20 protein-coding genes are annotated in these 18,173 nt (G+C 64.0%); 10 read left to right on the top strand and 10 right to left on the bottom strand.

Annotated features, from left to right (window positions below; genetic code table 11):
- Positions 1-57: 57 nt before the first annotated feature.
- Together NGR_RS13935 and NGR_RS13930 are read right to left on the bottom strand one after the other, a co-directional pair.
- Positions 58-1,110: a DnaJ C-terminal domain-containing protein gene (locus tag NGR_RS13935; protein WP_012707097.1), complete on the bottom strand. Its 1,053-nt coding sequence runs from the start codon at positions 1,108-1,110 to the stop codon at positions 58-60.
- Positions 1,111-1,318: 208 nt separating this feature from the next.
- On the bottom strand, positions 1,319-1,771 hold the full coding sequence (locus NGR_RS13930) for an RT0821/Lpp0805 family surface protein (RefSeq protein WP_012707096.1): 453 nt from the start codon (positions 1,769-1,771) through the stop codon (positions 1,319-1,321).
- 141 nt (positions 1,772-1,912) lie between these two features.
- Here NGR_RS13930 and pdxH point away from each other — a divergent pair, with 141 nt between their 5' ends.
- Positions 1,913-2,533, top strand: coding sequence for a pyridoxamine 5'-phosphate oxidase (pdxH, locus tag NGR_RS13925; protein ID WP_012707095.1), 621 nt, complete (start codon positions 1,913-1,915; stop codon positions 2,531-2,533).
- Between the two features lie 55 nt (positions 2,534-2,588).
- Here the strand turns inward: pdxH and NGR_RS13920 are convergent, their stop codons facing one another.
- Entirely contained in the window at positions 2,589-3,701 is a 1,113-nt protein-coding gene (locus NGR_RS13920; RefSeq protein ID WP_012707094.1) for a polysaccharide deacetylase family protein, read from the bottom strand.
- A gap of 242 nt (positions 3,702-3,943) precedes the next feature.
- On the opposite strand from NGR_RS13920, the gene NGR_RS13915 reads away from it, so the two are divergent.
- A complete protein-coding gene (locus tag NGR_RS13915) occupies positions 3,944-5,197 on the top strand; it encodes a D-alanyl-D-alanine carboxypeptidase family protein (RefSeq protein ID WP_012707093.1) in 1,254 nt (417 codons plus the stop codon).
- Between the two features lie 168 nt (positions 5,198-5,365).
- Here the strand turns inward: NGR_RS13915 and NGR_RS13910 are convergent, their stop codons facing one another.
- The 6 genes from NGR_RS13910 to NGR_RS13890 all read right to left on the bottom strand — a co-directional run bounded on the left by NGR_RS13910 (position 5,366) and on the right by NGR_RS13890 (position 10,633).
- Positions 5,366-6,748, bottom strand: coding sequence for an IS1380-like element ISRsp7 family transposase (locus tag NGR_RS13910; RefSeq protein ID WP_012707092.1), 1,383 nt, complete (start codon positions 6,746-6,748; stop codon positions 5,366-5,368).
- A 179-nt stretch (positions 6,749-6,927) separates the two neighbouring features.
- On the bottom strand, positions 6,928-7,086 hold the full coding sequence (locus NGR_RS33120) for a VOC family protein (protein WP_012707091.1): 159 nt from the start codon (positions 7,084-7,086) through the stop codon (positions 6,928-6,930).
- 80 nt (positions 7,087-7,166) lie between these two features.
- Complete coding sequence (locus NGR_RS33115) at positions 7,167-7,280, bottom strand: VOC family protein (protein ID WP_240545182.1); 114 nt, start codon at positions 7,278-7,280, stop codon at positions 7,167-7,169.
- Positions 7,281-7,431: 151 nt separating this feature from the next.
- The gene (locus tag NGR_RS13900; RefSeq protein WP_012707090.1) at positions 7,432-7,935 is read right to left on the bottom strand and encodes a GNAT family N-acetyltransferase; all 504 of its coding nucleotides are present in this window, start codon (positions 7,933-7,935) and stop codon (positions 7,432-7,434) included.
- Between the two features lie 9 nt (positions 7,936-7,944).
- A complete protein-coding gene (tldD, locus tag NGR_RS13895; RefSeq protein WP_012707089.1) occupies positions 7,945-9,360 on the bottom strand; it encodes a metalloprotease TldD in 1,416 nt (471 codons plus the stop codon).
- A 73-nt stretch (positions 9,361-9,433) separates the two neighbouring features.
- Complete coding sequence (locus tag NGR_RS13890) at positions 9,434-10,633, bottom strand: winged helix-turn-helix domain-containing protein (RefSeq protein ID WP_012707088.1); 1,200 nt, start codon at positions 10,631-10,633, stop codon at positions 9,434-9,436.
- A gap of 131 nt (positions 10,634-10,764) precedes the next feature.
- Here NGR_RS13890 and NGR_RS13885 point away from each other — a divergent pair, with 131 nt between their 5' ends.
- The 5 genes from NGR_RS13885 to NGR_RS13865 are packed head-to-tail and all read left to right on the top strand — an operon-like array spanning position 10,765 to position 15,318.
- Entirely contained in the window at positions 10,765-11,445 is a 681-nt protein-coding gene (locus tag NGR_RS13885; protein WP_012707087.1) for an energy-coupling factor ABC transporter ATP-binding protein, read from the top strand.
- The gene (locus tag NGR_RS13880) at positions 11,439-12,044 is read left to right on the top strand and encodes an energy-coupling factor transporter transmembrane component T family protein (RefSeq protein WP_012707086.1); all 606 of its coding nucleotides are present in this window, start codon (positions 11,439-11,441) and stop codon (positions 12,042-12,044) included. The genes NGR_RS13885 and NGR_RS13880 overlap by 7 nt, the downstream gene beginning before the upstream one ends.
- Before the next feature lie 32 nt (positions 12,045-12,076).
- A complete protein-coding gene (locus tag NGR_RS13875) occupies positions 12,077-12,640 on the top strand; it encodes a biotin transporter BioY (RefSeq protein ID WP_012707085.1) in 564 nt (187 codons plus the stop codon).
- A 4-nt stretch (positions 12,641-12,644) separates the two neighbouring features.
- The gene (locus NGR_RS13870) at positions 12,645-14,141 is read left to right on the top strand and encodes a class I adenylate-forming enzyme family protein (RefSeq protein WP_012707084.1); all 1,497 of its coding nucleotides are present in this window, start codon (positions 12,645-12,647) and stop codon (positions 14,139-14,141) included.
- Positions 14,125-15,318 carry a thiolase family protein gene (locus tag NGR_RS13865; protein WP_164924197.1) on the top strand — a complete coding sequence of 398 codons (1,194 nt, stop codon included), beginning with the start codon at positions 14,125-14,127 and terminating at the stop codon, positions 15,316-15,318. Before NGR_RS13870 ends, NGR_RS13865 begins: the two co-directional genes overlap by 17 nt.
- Here NGR_RS13865 and NGR_RS13860 read toward each other — a convergent pair.
- The gene (locus NGR_RS13860) at positions 15,306-15,707 is read right to left on the bottom strand and encodes an acyl-CoA thioesterase (protein ID WP_012707082.1); all 402 of its coding nucleotides are present in this window, start codon (positions 15,705-15,707) and stop codon (positions 15,306-15,308) included. The genes NGR_RS13865 and NGR_RS13860 overlap by 13 nt on opposite strands.
- A gap of 14 nt (positions 15,708-15,721) precedes the next feature.
- Here NGR_RS13860 and NGR_RS13855 point away from each other — a divergent pair, with 14 nt between their 5' ends.
- From NGR_RS13855 to NGR_RS13845, 3 genes are all read left to right on the top strand, one after another.
- Complete coding sequence (locus NGR_RS13855; protein ID WP_012707081.1) at positions 15,722-16,690, top strand: zinc-dependent alcohol dehydrogenase family protein; 969 nt, start codon at positions 15,722-15,724, stop codon at positions 16,688-16,690.
- Between the two features lie 63 nt (positions 16,691-16,753).
- Positions 16,754-17,683 (top strand): histone deacetylase family protein, encoded by a 930-nt coding sequence (locus NGR_RS13850; RefSeq protein WP_012707080.1) that lies wholly within the window; start codon positions 16,754-16,756, stop codon positions 17,681-17,683.
- 2 nt (positions 17,684-17,685) lie between these two features.
- Positions 17,686-17,940, top strand: coding sequence for an exodeoxyribonuclease VII small subunit (locus NGR_RS13845; protein WP_012707079.1), 255 nt, complete (start codon positions 17,686-17,688; stop codon positions 17,938-17,940).
- Positions 17,941-18,173: the final 233 nt, after the last annotated feature.

Genomic DNA, 18,173 nt, shown 5'->3' with positions numbered 1-18,173 from the left:
GGCGCGGATCAGGAACTGTTAGTCCCCGTAATATTGGTTCAGCTTGTCATTGAACCGTTATAAATAGAGGCCGTCACGCTGCGACCGCATCAGGTCGGTGACCTTGTCGTCGGGCTTTTCATGCAGCACCAGGCGCAACTCGACAAGGAGGTCGCCGTATTGGCCATAGGCGCCGTTCAGTCCCTTGCCGGGAATTCGGATGACCTTGTCGGATCCCGACCACGCCGGCACCTCGACCGTTGCGGTTCCGTTCGGCGTTTCAATCGTTGTCTCGCAGCCGAGCACCGCATCCTGGAGGTCAAGCGGAAGGGTGGTCACGAGGTCGAGGCCCCGGGTGCGAAACGGACCGTCCTGGCAAATACGCAAGGTCGCGACGACATCGCCCCGGGTCATGCCGGCGACGCGGTATCCCTGTTCCCTCAGCCGGACGACCTGTCCGTCTGTCGCGCCAGGCGGAATTGCCACCTTCACCGTTTCGCCATCCGGGAGCTCCAGGGACACACGCGCCCGGTCGATGACCTCGTCGATACTGACGGAAAGATCAACAACGAGATCCGGCACCTTCTCCGCCGTTTTCGTGATGCGATCACGGATGCGCCGAACGATTGCCGCGACCAGTTCCGTCCCGGGCGCTGCGAGACGTCGGACGGTCGCCTCTGTACTTGCCGGCTCGTGTTTCGTCTCGGCCGGTGTGTCCGGTTTCGCCTCGGCGGCGGCACCGGTCTTTTCGGCGGGGCGTGATGCGGAAGCCTTGGGCCTGCCGGCGGACGGTGCGGGCTGGGGATCGACGCCGAAGATGCGCGAGATCGCTTCCTCGGCGCTCTCCGTGCCGACCGGCTCCTCGGCCGGCTCGGGTCCACGCATCTTTTCCTTCATCGCTTCCATGCGTCGCAGTTCCGCCTCGCGCCGCGCCTGGTCGTAGCGGTTCCTGCGTGCAGGATCCCGCAGCAGTTCGTAAGCCCTGCCGGCTTCGGCAAAGCGTTCGGTCGCCAGAGGGTCGTCCTGATTGTGATCCGGATGGATCGCCTTGGCGACGGAGCGCCAGGCGGTCTTGATTTCCTCCTGCCCGGCACTGCGACGCACGCCGAGGATTGCATAGGGATCGCGCATGGCTTGTCACCACATTCTTGGAACGGTCGCACTTTGCGGCGGCTCGTCTAAGGCATCACCACAGCAGCCTTGATGGGCCGCCTTTCTCGAAACCGATGATCTGGGGAAGTTGCTAAATAACGGTTAGTCGGCCCGTCGTCCCGCCGGCTGTTGCGAACCGTTGAGGCGCCGATCCGCGTCTTTGCGGGAATGTGGTTAACCGGGGCTTTCAGCCCTGCGGGCCGAAGCTCGTCAGATACCATTCGCCATTGTCGAGCCGGCACGTCCTGCCGTCGAATTTGGCGATGCCTTCGAAGGAGTGGCGCGTGGTGGTGAAGCGGCGGCAAAGCACCCCGGAAGCGTGGTCTTCCTCGATGCTGCTGATGACGCCGGCGCTGCCGGACGTGGCATTGGCCCACGGAATGGCGCTGCCGCCCTCAGTGATTTCGGCCGAAGAAACGGCATTGCGCACGGTGACTGCATCGGAGAGGCCGTCGGACGTCTTGGCGACCGGTACGGTCCCGGTCGCGACCGAGCGATCGACGCTCGAGCTTCCGAACAGATCGAGACCGCCGCCCATGCAGCCTGGAAGCGCGACGACAGTCAGGCATAGAGCCGCGCTGCGCAGCAACGCAAAGGAAAAACCCTTCTTGCCATCGATCCACTTTGCTATGTCTTGCACGGCAGTCCTGTCAGTCTCGCCAAAGCCCTGGCGCAGTGCGAGGAAGCGCTGGCAGGCTCTGACAAATTTCGATGCGGATACACCTGATCGGGCTCATCCCGAACGCGTCCCCGCGCCAGATACACGGCATAGGAAGGCAATATGACCGCGAATGAGTTAACAACCGGTGACTTCACGGACGCAGACGAGCCCTTTTCCCTCTTTGGCACATGGCTGAAGGACGCCGAGAAGAACGAGGTGAATGACCCCAACGCGGTCGCCCTTGCAACCGTCGATCCCGATGGACTGCCCAATGTGCGCATGGTGCTGCTCAAGGGGTTCGACGAACACGGCTTTGTCTTTTACACAAATTTCGAAAGTCAGAAAGGCCAGGAACTCTTGTCGACCCGCAAGGCCGCCATGTGTTTCCACTGGAAGTCGCTGCGCCGCCAGGTACGCCTGCGCGGCCCCGTTGAAATCGTCACCGCCGAGGAGGCGGACGAGTATTTCAGGAGCCGGCCGCGCGGCAGCCGAATCGGCGCCTGGGCCTCGAAGCAGTCGCGCCCGCTCGAGAGCCGCTTCGCGCTCGAGAAGGCCGTTGCCGAGTTCACCGCCCGTCACGCCATCGGCGAGATCCCGCGGCCGGAATACTGGTCCGGTTTCCGCATTCGGCCGACCTCCATCGAGTTCTGGCACGACCGTCCGTTCCGGCTGCACGATCGCGTCGAGTTCCGTCGCCCCGTCCCGGAAGGAGGCTGGGAGAAGGTGCGGATGTATCCGTGAAGTGAGGCGAGCGACCTACCGCGCGCCTACAGCGCCGCGCGTCCGATCGGACGCGCTAAGGGCGCTGTAGCGCTTCGAACTGCTGCATGATTTTGTCCTTAAATCGATTCCGATTTAAGGAATCATGCAGTAGACGGAACGGTATGCCGGAGGCCAGGGCGGACACATAACGCTCGCTCTGGAAATGGCCGTTCAGCGAAATGCGGGGCACGGCGTGACGATTGACGCCAGAAGAAAGCGTCCCCGGTTCTGTTGTGACCGCAACGGTAAAGCCGAGATCCGCGGCCAGCCGATGGTCACGGGCCGAGACCGTCGGCCGGAAGCCATAGGGATAGGCGATGGTGAGCGGCCGCCTTCCGGTAATCGCCTCGACGCGTGCGGCGGATGAGGTGATTTCCCGGCGGGCCTCGTCGTCATTGAGCCGCGCCAGCGCCCGATGACTGATCGTGTGCGCACCGAGACTGGCGAGCGGGTTTGCGATCAAGGCGCGGAGACCGCTTTCATCGAGCGTCAGATGCTCGGTGATGGCGATGGGATCGATGCCATGCTCCAATGCGGCACAGTTGAGAACCGCCACGGCGCGGGCCTCATCTGCGCCATGGATATAGGCAGCGATGCGATCGAAGGCAGCCTGCTTCTGCACGGAACTGCCGCTTGAGACCAATACCGCACCGTCTCCGAAGTCGAAGCGGAACTCGTGGCGGGCGGACAGCAAATCGGCAAGCGTTTCCCACCACAGCGTGTGGGTGCGATCGACATAGCCGGCCGTGACGAAGACGGTGAACGGAACGCCGTGTCTCTCGAATACGGGCTGCGCCCATTCGAGATTGTTGCGATAGCCGTCGTCCAGGGTGAAGCAGGCGACCGGCCGCTCGTCGGTCGCTGCCAGCCATTCCGGCAACTCGTCGAGAGCAGCAAAGCGGTAGCCGGCGCGTTTCAACGTCAGGATGGTTTTCTCGAGGAATGCCGGGGTGATCTCCAGATGCCCGTTGGGATCGAAGTCCCGATGGCCCTTGGGGCGGACATGATGCAGGGTAAAGATGGCGCCGCGGCCGCGCGATTCTGCCATCAGCCCCAGACGCGCAAGCGCATTTGCGGCCTCGAGCCCGCCGGCAATGGCGGCCCGCCTCAAATGGTTCCGGACCATCGTCGCGAGCGAGTGTCTCATCCTTCTCCGCTGTCCCGCACGGGCTCGCGAGACGCCAAGATGCCCGTCCCGCTAGCAATAGCGCAGCTTTACGCCAGCACCGTTAAGCCTTGCTGAATCGGTCTGCCTTGCTGGAAAGTCGGGCAAAGTCTTAAAAAAGGGCTGCCTTTATCGATTTTCGGCCTTAATGTTACGACAAATCCACGGCTGTCACGTCCTGATACACTTCGCGCGCCAGGTGCTATGCGGTCCAAGGGGGAATCATGAGGAACTTGCAAATTGCCTTGGCTGCGATCGTGGCATTCGTCGCCGCCACCGCATCGGCTTTCGCTGGCAGCGCTTCTTTCGTTATCGACGCCCGCAGCGGCAGGGTTCTTTCCGCCGAGAACGCCGATGAATTGAACTATCCGGCATCGCTGACGAAGATGATGACGCTGTACCTGACCTTCGAAGCGTTGCATCGGGGCGAGATCAACTGGCAGACTCCGGTACCGATGTCGAAGGAGGCGGCGCGCAAGCCCCCGACCAAGCTTGGCCTCAAGCCTGGCAGTGCCATAACCGTGGAAGAGGCCGTCTACGGCATGATCATCCACTCCGCCAATGATGCCGCCGCGGCAATGGCGGAAAAGCTCGGCGGCTCGGAAGCCGCCTTTGCGCAGATGATGACGGCAAAGGCACGCCGGCTCGGAATGACGCGCACCGTCTTCGTCAACGCATCCGGCCTGCCTGCGAGCCAGCAGGTGACGACGGCGCGCGACATGGCAAAGCTCGGCATGGCGCTGCTCCGGGACTTCCCGCGGGAGTATCGGCTTTTTTCGGCGCAGAGCTTCAATTTCCGCGGCCGTGTGGTCCGCGGCCACAACAAGTTGATGTACCGCTACGACGGCATGGACGGCATCAAGACCGGCTATACCAATGCCTCCGGCTTCAATCTCGTCAGCGCGGTCAGGGACGGCAACCGCCGCGTCATCGGCGTCGTCCTCGGCGGGCGGACGGCAAAGAGCCGCGACAACAAGATGGCCGCCCTGCTCGATCAGCATTTGGGCAGGCCGTCCCAGCAGGGCACCGGGACGGCGGTCGCGGCGACAAAGCCGCTCGACACGGTCGAGGTCGCGACCTTGCCCGGCGTGTCGCTCTATGCCGAACCCAAAAGTGGGCAGAAGAATGCAAGCGCAGCGATCATGGCCGCATCGCCGACCCGCGTCGTTCCCGCCGACCGGCCAACCGACCTGGAAGAGGTCGCCAGCACCCAACCGAAGGTCGAAGCCTACTGGCAGATCCAGATTTCGACGTCACCCTCGGCGGAAGCCGCGCGCAAGATCCTCGTCGAGGCGCAGTCGGCTGGCGGTGCGGCCCTGCTCGGCGCCTCGCCGCACACCGACGTGGACGGCAGCGGCTCCGCCAAGCGCTACCGCGCCCGCTTCATCGGCTTCGCCAGTCGGGAGGCGGCGACCTCGGCCTGCAACATTCTCAAGAAGCGGGCTTATGATTGCCAGTTGCTTCCTGGCCGCAGCTAGCCCGCTTCTCTCACCGCCTTTAGCGCCGGTGGCGCAACTCGGCCCGCCGGGACGCCTGTTTGGCGCTCCGGCTTCGAAGACGAACGGAGTCGGCGCCACTGTGAGCGGCGGGTCTGGGTTCGGCGATGTCTCCTGTTCTGGTTGCGGAAGGGTTTCAGGCCGGCGGCATCAGCGGGCCGCGGCACGTATTCGGGCGTGTGCCAGTGCAAATTCGTCGGCATAGGGACAGGCGGATGCCATCGCGATTTTGATGCGACGCACCGAGACGCGGACCTGGGCGCCGATCTTTAACAGCTTCAGCCGGATGGTGCCGCAGGTCGCCTCGGCGAGCCGCGTATGGGCAAGGCCAAGGCGGCGCAGGGCGCAGATCAGCACGTAGGCCAACGAGGCGAACCAGAGGCGCAGTTGATTGGCGTGCATGGTGTGGGCGCTGGTGCGGTCGGCGTAGAGATCGAGCTGGCATTCTTTGATGCGGTTCTCCATGTCACCGCGGGCGCAGTAGAGATCCTCGTAAAGCGTCTGTGCCGCCCAGCGCTCTGGCTTAAGGGAGGTGACGATGAAGCGCGGATTGGCGCCCAGCAGCGTCCATTCCGCTTTTCCAACGACCCGCCGTCGTCGTGTCCAGCTGTCCTTGGTCGACCACAGGAAGTCGCGGAAGACGCGGGTCGCCTGGGCGCTTGCCTGGGATAACAGGCTTGCTTCCTCCATGGCCGGCGCGATTTGCCTTTCCAGCCGCGGGTTGCGAGCAAGGCCAAAGACATAGTCGACCTTGTTGGTCTCGCACCAGTCCATCAGTTCGTCGCGGGCGAAGCCGGAATCGGCGCGCAGGATGATGCGCACGTTTGGCCAGCTTTGGCGGATCTGCCCGATGATACGATCGATTTCGGCGACCGAGCCTGCGCTGGCGTCGATGTTCGAACGCCGTAGCTTGGCCGAAAGCAGGTGGCGGCCGCAGAAGATGTACAGCGGCAGATAGCAATAGCAGTTGTAATAGCCGTGAAAGAACCGACCCTCCTGGTGACCGTGCAGCGGATCATCGGTGGCGTCGAGATCGAGCACGATTTCCTCAGGCGGGCTGTCGTGCGCGTCCAGGAACAGCTCGATGAACAGCGCTTCCAGCGCTTGCCTGTCGTAAGCGATCTTGTGATAGCGCGTCGGCTGGCCGAGACGGCCGTGCTCCAGCCGGTTCAAGGTGGATTTGCCGGCAAGCACCGCACAGTCTTGCCGCTTCGGCGTCAGCCGCTCCGACAGAAGCGCGAGCACCGGGTCGTGGCGCAGCCTGTCGTGGTCATCGACATCCTCGTAGCCCAGCGCGATCGCCGCAACGCGCTGCCCGACCAGCGTGCGCACGCTGTGGACCGTGCACGTCGGATCGCGGTCATCAACGAAGCAAGCGGCCACCCGGTCGAACAGTCCGATGACCCCATCGACATGGCGAAGCAGCAGGGCGCCGGCATCCGAGGTGATCGCTCCGCCGTCGAAACCAGCGACCACTTTGTGACCGTCGAAGCCTTCAAATTCGAGCTGCTCGGCGATACAGTGTGTTTGCATCGGACCCCCTCAACGAATCTGATAACCCTTTGTAGCAAAAGAAGTTTCTCAGATTCGCGGGCCCGATGCACCTCTTACTTTGAGATATTCAGGCTAGACGCGACGTTTGGGACCCGCACCCTATCAGGGCAGGCGTGAAGAATTTCAGGCGGCCACGGCGGCTTTGACCTAGGCCGGGCTCAGTCCTTCTTGAACTCGAACAGTTCGATGACATTGCCCGATGGATCTTCGAGCAGGATGGCGCGGCCGGCACCGCCGTCGCTCATGTCGCCGCGGAAACGTGTATCCGCCCGGCGCAACCGCTCAATCAGGGCATCTAATTCGTCTGTAACGATCATAAACCGATTCCAACCGCCCGGCTTCGGATCGCCACCCGCCTGACCACCACTTCCTGCACCTGGGGCGCTGAGATACAGGGTCAGGTCGTCGCGAACTTGCCCGGATTGTGCTTGTCGAGCTTGAAGTCGAGATGATTTCGGTAGAACGCGACCGCCTCATCAACGTCGGCGACGATATATCGGACGGAGACCATTCAGGCTTCTCCTTTGTCTGATAGCGGGAGTTCTATGTCTGGTCTCTAATCTATACCGAAAACCGACAGGCAGATACCGTGAAACCCCACTGCAGGTTCGTTAGCGCCCGGTATTCCGCCTCGGTATCAACCGTTGGATTTTCACCGCCAGTTAGATCCGGCGAACATAGAATTTCGTATCGACGCCCATGACCGGAAAGCTCGCCGGCAGGTCCTGCATGGCGATTTCGACAAAGCCGTTCTTTTCATAGAACCGATGGGCAGCGAGGAACTTCTCGGTCGTCCCCAGATAGATTGCCTCTATGTTCCGCCGCTCGGCATGGGCGAGGAGTGCATCGAGCAGCCGGGCGGCGACGGCGTGTTCGCGGCCACGAAAAGCGGACGCGACGAACATCTTGCGCAAGGCTGCCTCGGCGCCGCCGATATCCTTGAGGGCAATCGTGCCGACGATACGTTCCCCAGCGGCCGCAATCCAGAAGTCGCCGTTGCCGCTCTGGTAGAATTCCGGGATCGCCCGAAGGTCCTGCTGGTCTTCGGCAGTGATGGCGATGCCGAATTCCTCCCGCTGGATCGGCAGGATGACGTCGATGACGCCTTGCTCGTCCGACGTCGAAAAACGCCGGATCTCCAGACTATCTCCCGCTTGGCTGATCATGTCGCCCGCCTATGCCTGCGTGCCACCGACGGTGATCTGATCCATCCGCAGATGCGGCTGACCGACGCCGACAGGCACCCATTGGCCTCCCTTGCCGCAATTGCCGATGCCGGTGTCGAGCTTCATGTCGTTGCCGACCATCGTCACCCGCCTCATCGCATCCGGCCCATTGCCGATCAGCATCGCCCCCTTGGCCGGCGCGCCGACCTTGCCGTCCTCGATCAGATAGGCTTCGGTACAACCGAACACGAACTTGCCTGACGTGATATCCACCTGGCCGCCGCCGAACGAAACGGCATAGATGCCTTTCTTCACCGAGGCGATGATTTCCTCGGGCGTCCGGTCGCCGGCAAGCATGTAGGTGTTGGTCATGCGCGGCATGGGCACATGCGCATAGCCCTGGCGGCGCCCGTTGCCGGTCGGCTGCATGCCCATCAGCCGCGCGTTCTGCCGGTCCTGCATATAGCCGACAAGCTTGCCGTCCTCGATCAGGACGTTGTAGCCGGAGGGCGTGCCCTCGTCGTCGATCGAGATCGAGCCGCGCCGCGCCTCGATCGTGCCGTCGTCGACGACCGTGACGCCCTTGGCCGCCACCTGCTCGCCGAGGAGCCCGGCGAAGGCGGAGGTTTTCTTCCGGTTGAAGTCGCCTTCCAGGCCGTGGCCGACCGCTTCATGCAGCATCACCCCCGGCCAGCCGGAAGCAAGCACCACGTCCATGGTTCCCGCCGGCGCGTCGACTGCCTCAAGATTGACGAGCGCCTGCCGCAGCGCTTCGTCGGCACCGCGCTTCCAGTTTTCCTCGGTGATAAAATCGCCGAACCCGCGCCGTCCGCCGATACCGAATGTGCCGGATTCCTGCCGATCGCCCTCCCCCACCACGACCGAGATATTGATGCGCGTCATCGGCCGCACGTCATGAACACGATGTCCATCCGCCCTTAGAATGTCGACGACCTGCCAGCTTGTCGCGACCGTCGCCGTCACCTGCCTGACCTTGGGCTCCTTGGCGCGCAGATAGGCATCGATCTCCTGGAGCAGCGTCACCTTCGTCTCGAAGCGCGGCTCGCCGATCGGGTTTTCATCACCGTAAAGCTTCTTGTTGGTGCGCTGCGGGGCAGCCGCATAGGAGCCGGAATAGCCGCGGGTCACCTGTCCGACGGCGTCCGCCGCCCTCTTCAGGGCGGCAAGCGACACTTCCCCGGCATGGGCGTACCCGACCGCTTCGCCGGCGACGGCGCGCAGGCCGAAGCCCTGGTCGGTGTTGAAGCTGCCGCCCTTGAGACGGCCATTGTCGAAGGAGAGCACTTCCGCCTGGGCGTGTTCAAGGAAGAGCTCGCCATCGTCGGCGCCGGCCAGCGTCTCGGAGAGAACCTTGCGGACCGTCGCCTCGTCCGCATCGAAGAGGCTTATGAGGTTGGTGTCCATCGTTCTGCTCCGCGCCGTGAGATTTCTTCGCTCCATTTAGGGAGCCCGGGTGCGCAAGCCAAGAAAAAATCGATCAGGCGAGGCCGGCGTTCCAGCCCTCGAGCAGATTGACGCCTCCGACGCCGGCGAAGCGGGCGATCCGGTCGAGTTCGGCCATCACCTTGTCGATGCGGCCCGACGACGGCTTGATGCCCTCTTCGAGCCAGAGCCGCCGAACCTCCAGGCTGCCGCGCTTGCGATCCGCCTTCATGTCGATCCGGCCGATCAGCCGATCACCTTCGAGAAGCGGAAAGACGTAGTAGCCATATTCACGCTTCGCCTCGGGGACAAAAACCTCGATTCGGTAAAAGAAGCCGAACAGCCGTTCGGTGCGGTTGCGGTCGCGCAGCAAAGGATCGAAGGGGCTCAGGACACGAATGCGGGCCGGCGGATCCGGAACGTCGCCGAGGTTGTCCGGAAAGCCCGTAAAAGCATAGGACGGCCGCGGCTTGCCGCCGTTGGCAGGCTCGACGAGAATTTCGCAAAGCTCGTCGCGATGTTCTGCGACCCAGGCCTTGGCTTCCTCGGGCGAGGCGAGGTCCCAAAAGGCGGCGATCTCCCCGTGCGTTGCAAAGCCGAGGCGTCCGAGGGCGCTGCGGCAGGCCCAATCGATAAACTCCGGATGGCTAACATCGCCTTCATAGTGATGAGCCGGGATCACCCGCTCCGTCAGGTCGTAGACCTTCTGGAAGTTGACGCGGCGAGCGATCGCCAGCCGCCCCTGCCGCCAGAGCACTTCGAGCGCCGTCTTCGACGGGTGCCAGTTCCACCAGCCGCCGGATTCGTGATGGTCTTCCTTCAGCTCTCGCGCCATCACCGCTCCGCCGCTGGCGATCCGTTCATAGGTTTCGTCGCAACTCGCGTCAAACCCCTCGCCGCGCCACCTGCGCCAGCGCTCTCTCAGCGTTTCGCTCTCCCATTTGAAGCGATGCTTCCAATAGACGAAGAAGGCACTCGGAATGATCGAAGCGTCGTGGGTCCAGTGTTCGAAGAGGTCACCGTCCTCTTCGAGGAGCTCGCTCAAATGCTCGCGGCGATAGGTCTGGTTGCGCGAAAACAGGATCTGGTGATGAGCCCGCGCGACGGTCGAGATGCTGTCGACCTGTACGAAGCCGATGTCGTGGATCAGCCGCAGCAGGCCATCCTTGCCCAGCGCACGATGCGGCGCGGCAGAGAGACCCTGCTTGGCGAGAAAGATGCGCCGGGCATCGCGATTGGAGAGACGAATCGTCATGGCAGGAGAATAGGCTTTTATTCCCAACTTTCAAATGCCATCCAACCATAAAGCAATCCGGCAAAGGCTGCATTGCCCTTGCCGATCGAGTTGCCCTATAGAGCCACCACGACAACTGACGAGGACCAAGATTGGACATCCGCCTCACCGATTGCTCGGTCCGGTTCGGCGAGCGGGTAGCGCTTCATCCCCTGACGCTTGCCCTCGACGAACGGCGCATCGGCATCATCGGCCTCAACGGCTCCGGCAAGACGACCTTCGCGCGGCTGATCAATGGATTGGTCAAGCCGACCACGGGACGCGTGACAGTCAACGGGCTCGATACGGTGAAGGACGACCGGGCGGTGCTTGCCGAGGCCGGCTTCATTTTCCAGAATCCGCAGCACCAGTTGATCATGCCGATCGTTTCCGACGATATTGCCTTCGGACTCAAGAATCGCGGCCTGCCGGCGCACGAGATCTCCTCGCGAACGGAGGCGGTGCTGGCCCGGTTTGCCGTCAGCCATCTCGCCAGACGGCGGGTACACGAGCTTTCCGGCGGGGAGACACAGCTCATCGCCATGGCCAGCGTCGTCGTCACCGGCCCGAAAATCCTGATCCTCGACGAGCCGACCAACCAGCTCGACCTGCGCAACCGCCGCATGGTCGCGGCAACGATCGACGCACTCGACGAGGATACGATCGTCATCACCCATGACTTGGGGCTTGTCGAAGCGGTGGAACGTCTCCTGCTGTTTCACGAGGGCCGGCTTGTCGCCGACGGCAGCCCCGGCGAAACCATCCGCCGCTATCACGAGGTGGCCGGATGCTGACGAGCCTCTATGTGGAAGGGCAAAGCTGGTTTCACCGGGTGCCGGTGCGCCTGAAGCTCATTGCTCTCCTCGTCCTCAGCGTGGGTCTTTTTACGACGAACGCGCCGCTTCTGCTGCTGCCGGCCTTTCTCCTCTGCGGCGCCCTCTACCTTTCGCTCGGCATGACGGCACGCCAGGCATTTTCGCGGGTCGGCTTCGTCCTGTTCACGATCCTTATTCTCGCCGCAGTCAACCTCTTCCTTGTCCCCTTCCCCGATGTGGCCGCTCTCGTGCTGCGGCTGACGGCCCTCGTGCTGTTTGCCGCCGCCGTCACGGCGACGACGACGATCGGCGCCTTCATGGACGAGACCACCATCCTCCTGAAACCGGCGGAGCGTCTCGGCCTGCTGCGGGCCGCTGACGTCAGCCTGGCGCTCGGCCTCGTGCTGCGCTTCGTCCCGGATATCTTCGCCCGATATCAGGCGATCAGCGAGGCGCACCGCGCCCGAGGGCTGCCGATCCGTCCGTTGACGATCATCGGGCCGCTGATCATCCTGACGCTGAAAGATGCGGACACGATCGCGGCCGCCATTGACGCGCGCGGATTTCGCCGCCAATAAATTCGCGCTTTCTAATAAAAGGGTAGGACTACATGAACACCAGAGACCTCGTCCTCATTGCGCTATTCGCCGCAATCGTCGTCGTGCTCGGCCTCATTCCGCCGATCACGCTCGGCTTCATTCCCGTTCCGATCACCGCGCAATCGATGGGCGTCATGCTGGCCGGCTGCATCATCGGCGCCAAGCGCGGCGCGCTGGCGTTCCTGCTGTTCGTCCTATTGGTCGCGATCGGCCTGCCCGTGCTGTCGGGCGGTCGCGGCGGGCTTGCCGTCTTCGCCGGCCCCTCGGGCGGCTTCATCCTCGGCTGGGCGGTTGCCGCTTTCGTCACCGGCCTGATCGCCGAGCGCTTCGTACACCAGGGCAATTCGGAAGCGCGTCAGTTCGTCGGCTTTTTCCTCGCCTCGGTGATCGGCGGCATCGTCGTCCTCTACGCGATCGGCGTTCCGTGGCTCTCCGCCGTCACGGGCACGCCGCTCACGGCCGCCGCGACCGGCGCGCTCGTGTTCATTCCGGGCGATCTCCTCAAGGCGGCGATCGCCACACTCGCCGCGCGCGCCGTCTACGCCGGCTATCCGCTGCTGCCGGCCCGCGCCTGAGGCGATGCCGCTCGCACGGGCCATTCTGCGGCATGAGGGCGAACGCCTGCACGCCCCGGCCTTCCGCATCGAGGGCCGGGTTTTCACATTCGCCGAGCTTGCCGCGGCCGCAGGTCGCATTCTGCACGCGATCGAACAGGCGGCCCTGCAGACAACGGAACAAAGTGTCCTTGCCGGCCGGGTGCGGCTGATTGCGCTCGAAACCGGCAATCACCCGCTCTTTGCCGCGGCCTTCATCGCAGCGACGTCGGGCGGCAATTGTGCGGCACTCATCGATCCGCACCTGCCGGAATCGCGCCGCCAGCGGATGAAGGAAAAACTGCGGCCGGAGATCGTCATCCGTGCCGACGGCGATCGCCTGCACCTGGACGTCCCCTCCGTAGGAGAGACGCATGCGCTCGAGACTTTCGACGGTTCGTCTCCGATCAGCATCGGCGAGGATGCCGAACCCTTCCTCGTGGTCTTCACCTCCGGCACGACCGGCGAGCCGAAGGCGATCATCCGCGACCGCGGATCCTGGCGCCTAAGCCTTGAAACCGGTCAGCACTTCTTCGGCATAGGACCGGAAGCGACGACCTATGCACCCGGTCCACTGGCGCACGGGCTGGCGCTTTATGCCCTTGTCGAGTGCCTTGCGGCCGGAGCCGAATTCATCGGCGCCCGTCATTTCGAACCGCGCCAGGCGCTCGATGTCATCAGCGACACCAGGGCGAAGCGCCTGGTGCTGGTGCCGACGATGCTGCGTCGGCTTTGCGAACAGACGAAGTCCGCGGCCGTGACCTCTGTTGAAAAGATCACCGTTGCCGGCGCCAAACTGACACCGGCGGACCGCAGCGCCGCGGCTCGGGCTTTCCCCGCCGCGGAAGTGATCGAATACTACGGCGCATCGGAACTCGGCTTCATCACCGTTGCCGGCGCAGATGACGATCATTCCCCGACTGCCGTCGGAAAGCCATTCCCGGGCGTCCGGCTGGCCATCCTCGACGATCGCGGCAACAGCCTGCCGTCGGGAGAAACCGGGGCGATCTTCGTCGACAGCGCGCTGATATCGTACGGCTACATCGCCAGCAACGACGGCATCGGTTTTCACCGCGAAGGGCGGCTCGCCACCGTCGGCGACCTCGGATTTCTCGACAGGGACGGCACGCTGCATCTCATCGGCCGTGCCGGCGGCATGGTGCTCTCCGGCGGCAACAATATCTATCCCTCCGAAGTCGAGGCCGCGATCATGGCCGCGGCCGGGGTTCGGTCGGTGTTGGTCTTCGGGATTGATCATCCGGATCTCGGCAGCGAGCTTGTCGCGGTCATCCAGCCAAACCATGATAGGTTCGAGCGCGAGGAGCTGGAGCGTCATCTTGCTGACGCTCTGCCGCGCTACAAGCATCCGCGTAAGGTCTGGCTCTGCCGGGAGATGCCAATGACCGTCTCCGGCAAGATCGCCGTCGGAAAACTGCAGCAATGGATCGCGGAGGAGAACGGTGCCCTTGAACGCCTCTTCTGATCCCACTCGCACACCGGTCGTCATTCAGGCGCTGCGAACCCCGATCGGCCGCGTCAATGGCAGCCTCGCGACGATCGAGCCGGAAAGCCTCGCCGCTCTGCTGATCGACAGGATCGTCACCGATACCGGAATCGACAGGAACGACATCGACGACGTGCTTCTCGGCAACGCCGCGAACAGCGCCGGCAACCTGGCCCGTCTTGCCGCGCTCGAAGCCGGCCTCCCCGTTTCGATCCCCGGCGTGACCGTCGACCGCCAATGCGGCTCCGGGCTCGAAGCGATCGTCCTGGCGGCGCGGCAGATCCAGGCCGGCGCCGGGCGATATTTTCTCGCCGGCGGTACCGAAAGTGCCAGCCGCGCCCATATCCGGCTTCGCCCACCGCTGGCGCGAGGCGAGGAACTGCAGCCGGTGAAGCGGGCCCGGATGGCTCCCGATCTCATCGGCGATCCGGATATGGGTGTTGCGGCGGAGAACGTCGCCGCGGTCTGCGGGATATCGCGGGAGCGCCAGGACCAGTTTGCACTCGAAAGTCATCGCCGTGCCGTGGCCGCAGAGACGGCGGGCCGCTTTCAGCGTGAGATCGTGCCGGTGGAGACGCCGATCGGCCCAGTCGCCATTGACGAGTGCCCCCGCCCCAACGCCTCGGCGGAGACGCTCGCCCGGCTGAAGCCGGTGTTCGTCAAGGACGGTACCGTCACCGCCGGCAACGCCTGCCCGATCAATGACGGCGCCGCAGTCGTGCTGGTGACCTCGCTCGCCCAGGCGCGCCGGCGTGGCGTGCCCTTTGCTCTCGAATTCGTCGACGCGGCGACGGCGGGCGTCGATCCCAACCTGCTCGGCCTCGGTCCGGTGCCGGCAATGGCGAAACTTCGTGCCCGCAACCCGGCGCTCGACGTCGACAAGGTCGACTTCATCGAGTTCAACGAGGCCTTCGCCTCACAGGTCCTCGGCAGTCTCGATCCGCTCGGCATTTCGCCAGAGCGCGTCAATCGCGACGGCGGGGCGATTGCGCTCGGCCACCCCTACGGGGCTTCCGGCGCGATTCTCGTCGTCAGGCTGTTTTCGCAGATGCTTGCCGCAGCGAGGGACAGCGAGGGCCTGGCGATGATGGGTGTCGGCGGCGGCATGGGCGTCGTTGCCCATTTCCGATCGCTGCGGCTCGATCAGGCTATATAGGCAGAAAGCCAGTCGCGGGTTGCAGCGGGTAATGCCACGGGCTGATGGCGAGCGGGATCGACGGCGACCCAGACGATCTCGACCTCCGCCGCGAGATGCGCGCCGGCTTCGACCCGCACCGCGAAACTCACCGAACTGCCGCCGATCTTGGCGACAGATACGGTGAAGCGGGCCGGCTCGTCGAAACGCAAGCCGCGATGGAAGAGGCAGGCCGAGCGACGCACCAGATAGGCCGGTTCGTTATTGACGGGCGGCCGATGCCGCCAGAGACTGGCGAGCGCCGCCTCGGCATGCGCGTAATAGGCCGCATTGTGCATGTGGCCATGCATGTCTATATCGCGAAACGGAATACGGATTTCCGTGACATTTTCCCGCTCTGTGCCGTCCATGCGAGGCCCCTTACATGCGCTCCACCCTCGTTAGACAGTTTGGCGACCCCGAACAAGTCATCGAGCTTGTCGACGCCGCCCGCATCGAACCGGGAGCCGGTGAAGTGGAGGTCGAAATCTCGCTTGCGGCGATCAATCCCTCGGACCTGATCCCCGTCACCGGCGCCTACCGCGCCCGCACCGAACTGCCTTTCGTGCCCGGCTTCGAGGGCGTCGGCGTCGTCCGCCGCGTTGGAGGGGGCGTGCACCACCTGAAACCCGGAGACCGCGTCATGCCGATCGGCGCCAGCGGGCTGTGGCAGCAGTTCGTGGTCCGCCCGGCGGAATGGTGCTTTGCCGTGCCGGACGATGTGAGCGACGTGCAGGCGGCGATGAGCTACGTCAACCCTTTGACGGCGCTGCGGCTCGTCGAGGCGCTGCGCGGGCATTTCGGTTCGCTCGAACATCGCAGCGTCGCCGTGACGGCGGCAGGCTCGGCGATCGGCGCGATGCTGATGAAGCTGCTGGCGATGGAAGGTGTCGCGCCGACGGCGATCCTCCGCAGCGAGAAGAGCCGCCACCGCCTCGGTCAAGCATATCCGATCGTCGTCACCGACGGCAGCAACCTTCCCGGAGGGACGCGGTTCGACGCGGTGCTCGATGCGGTCGGCGGGCAGCTGGCCGCCGAGCTGATCAGCCGCTCCATACATCCGGGCGGGACCTTCATCCAATACGGCGCGCTGAGCGGTATTCCGGTCCCCCAGGCGGCAATCGCCGCCCGTGCCGACGTCCGCTTCGCCTTCCTGTGGCTGAGGACCTGGGTCCATTCCGCCGGCCGCGAGGCGCTCGAAGCCGGCTTCGCCAGGAGCTTCGCGGGCCTTCGCGACGGGCTGTTCGCCAGTCCGGTCGCCGCCACCTACCCGTTGAGCCGGCTGGGCGAAGCCCTGGCGCATCAGGCCGATCCGTTGCGCAACGGCAAGATCCTGCTCGATCCCTGCTGTTGAAAATCGGTACTTTTGCCGTCGCAGCCATGGATTTTGACACGGCCGCGCACTAGCTTTCGGCGGATGACTACGCATCTCTATGAAAATGCCCTCTTCCAGGAACACAAGGTTCCGGAAGGGCACCCGGAGCGGCCGGATCGGCTGAGGGCGCTGAATCTCGCGCTGGAGCATCCGAATTTCGCGCCGCTCAAGCGTATCGAGGCATCAAAGGGCAGCGAGGATCTGGTGCTGCTCGCCCATACGGAGGAGCACCTCAGGTCGATCGCCCGGGCAATACCGGAGGACGACATCAACCAGATCGAAGCCGATACCTATGCGAGCCCGTCAAGCTTCGAGGCGGCGCTGACCGGCATCGGCGGCGCGGTCGCCGCCGTCGACGCGGTGTTCGCCGGCGAGGCTGACAACGCCTTCGTCGCAGCCCGGCCACCGGGCCACCACGCCGAGAAGAACAGGGCGATGGGCTTCTGCTTCTTCAACACGATCGCCATTGCCGCACGCCATGCGCAGAAGGCGCACGGTGTCGAACGGGTCGCCATCGTCGACTGGGATGTGCACCACGGCAACGGCACACAGGACATCTTCTGGAACGACCCGTCGGTGCTGTTCTGCTCGACCCACCAGATGCCGCTCTATCCGGGCACAGGCGCCAAGGAAGAGACGGGCGCCAGGAACAATATCGTCAATGCGCCGCTCTCTCCCAACAGCGGCAGCGAACATTTCCGCGAGGCTTTCCGCAGCCGCGTCCTCGCGGCTCTCGACAATTTCCGCCCGGACTTCGTGCTGATCTCCGCCGGTTTCGATGCGCATTACCGCGATCCTCTGGCCCAGATCAACCTTGTCGCGGAGGACTTCGACTGGGCGACGGGACGCCTCATGGAGGCGGCCGGCAAGAGCGCCGGCAACCGAGTGGTCAGCATGCTCGAGGGGGGCTATGACCTGCAGGGGCTGGCCGAATCGGCGGCGTTGCACATTTCGAGACTGATGAGAGGGTAATGATGAACAACAACAATACGCAGCCGGACGTCTCCGCCCTCTCCTTCGAGCAGGCGGTCGAGGAGCTGGAACGGATCGTCTCCGCGCTCGAGCGCGGCGACGTGGCGCTCGACAAGTCGATCGAAATCTATGAGCGCGGCGAAGCGCTGAAGAAGCATTGCGAGACGCTGCTGAAGGCGGCCGAGGACCGGATCGAGAAAATTCGCCTCGACCGCAACGGCAAACCGCAAGCGGTGGAGCCGCTCGACGCGGAATAGTGACCTCAGGGATGGCGGGATTGCCCCTCATCCGGCCTGCCGGCCACCTTCTCCCCGCACGCGGGGCGAAGGAGACTCGCGGCGCCGCTCAAGTCCCCTGTACCTTTTTCCGGCGGTTCTTGGGTTGCACGCCGTCGTCGCGTGTCGTGCGAAGTGAAGCGTAGCGGAATGAAGCATGACCCGCGACGATGGCCGAAATTGGCGTAGCCTTCCTGAACCGAGCCGATTCGTCG

Origin of the sequence: Sinorhizobium fredii NGR234, assembly GCF_000018545.1 — a bacterium.
In the GTDB taxonomy this organism is placed as follows: domain Bacteria; phylum Pseudomonadota; class Alphaproteobacteria; order Rhizobiales; family Rhizobiaceae; genus Sinorhizobium; species Sinorhizobium fredii_A.
The sequence above is the reverse complement of the archived record's forward strand: the minus strand, read 5'-3'. Positions and strand labels throughout refer to the sequence as shown.

What these genes read in the sequence shown, in the direction of transcription:
- NGR_RS13935 (WP_012707097.1), bottom strand. Translation starts at nt 1,110, where the DNA reads ATGCGCGATCCCTATGCAATCCTCGGCGTGCGTCGCAGTGCCGGGCAG.
- NGR_RS33120 (WP_012707091.1), bottom strand. Translation starts at nt 7,086, where the DNA reads ATGATCGTTACAGACGAATTAGATGCCCTGATTGAGCGGTTGCGCCGG.
- NGR_RS13845 (WP_012707079.1), top strand. Translation starts at nt 17,686, where the DNA reads ATGAACAACAACAATACGCAGCCGGACGTCTCCGCCCTCTCCTTCGAG.
- NGR_RS13870 (WP_012707084.1), top strand. Translation starts at nt 12,645, where the DNA reads ATGCCGCTCGCACGGGCCATTCTGCGGCATGAGGGCGAACGCCTGCAC.
- NGR_RS13920 (WP_012707094.1), bottom strand. Translation starts at nt 3,701, where the DNA reads ATGAGACACTCGCTCGCGACGATGGTCCGGAACCATTTGAGGCGGGCC.
- NGR_RS13910 (WP_012707092.1), bottom strand. Translation starts at nt 6,748, where the DNA reads ATGCAAACACACTGTATCGCCGAGCAGCTCGAATTTGAAGGCTTCGAC.
- NGR_RS13915 (WP_012707093.1), top strand. Translation starts at nt 3,944, where the DNA reads ATGAGGAACTTGCAAATTGCCTTGGCTGCGATCGTGGCATTCGTCGCC.
- NGR_RS13900 (WP_012707090.1), bottom strand. Translation starts at nt 7,935, where the DNA reads ATGATCAGCCAAGCGGGAGATAGTCTGGAGATCCGGCGTTTTTCGACG.
- NGR_RS13875 (WP_012707085.1), top strand. Translation starts at nt 12,077, where the DNA reads ATGAACACCAGAGACCTCGTCCTCATTGCGCTATTCGCCGCAATCGTC.
- NGR_RS13890 (WP_012707088.1), bottom strand. Translation starts at nt 10,633, where the DNA reads ATGACGATTCGTCTCTCCAATCGCGATGCCCGGCGCATCTTTCTCGCC.
- NGR_RS13860 (WP_012707082.1), bottom strand. Translation starts at nt 15,707, where the DNA reads ATGGACGGCACAGAGCGGGAAAATGTCACGGAAATCCGTATTCCGTTT.
- NGR_RS33115 (WP_240545182.1), bottom strand. Translation starts at nt 7,280, where the DNA reads ATGGTCTCCGTCCGATATATCGTCGCCGACGTTGATGAGGCGGTCGCG.
- NGR_RS13855 (WP_012707081.1), top strand. Translation starts at nt 15,722, where the DNA reads ATGCGCTCCACCCTCGTTAGACAGTTTGGCGACCCCGAACAAGTCATC.
- tldD (WP_012707089.1), bottom strand. Translation starts at nt 9,360, where the DNA reads ATGGACACCAACCTCATAAGCCTCTTCGATGCGGACGAGGCGACGGTC.
- pdxH (WP_012707095.1), top strand. Translation starts at nt 1,913, where the DNA reads ATGACCGCGAATGAGTTAACAACCGGTGACTTCACGGACGCAGACGAG.
- NGR_RS13880 (WP_012707086.1), top strand. Translation starts at nt 11,439, where the DNA reads ATGCTGACGAGCCTCTATGTGGAAGGGCAAAGCTGGTTTCACCGGGTG.
- NGR_RS13850 (WP_012707080.1), top strand. Translation starts at nt 16,754, where the DNA reads ATGACTACGCATCTCTATGAAAATGCCCTCTTCCAGGAACACAAGGTT.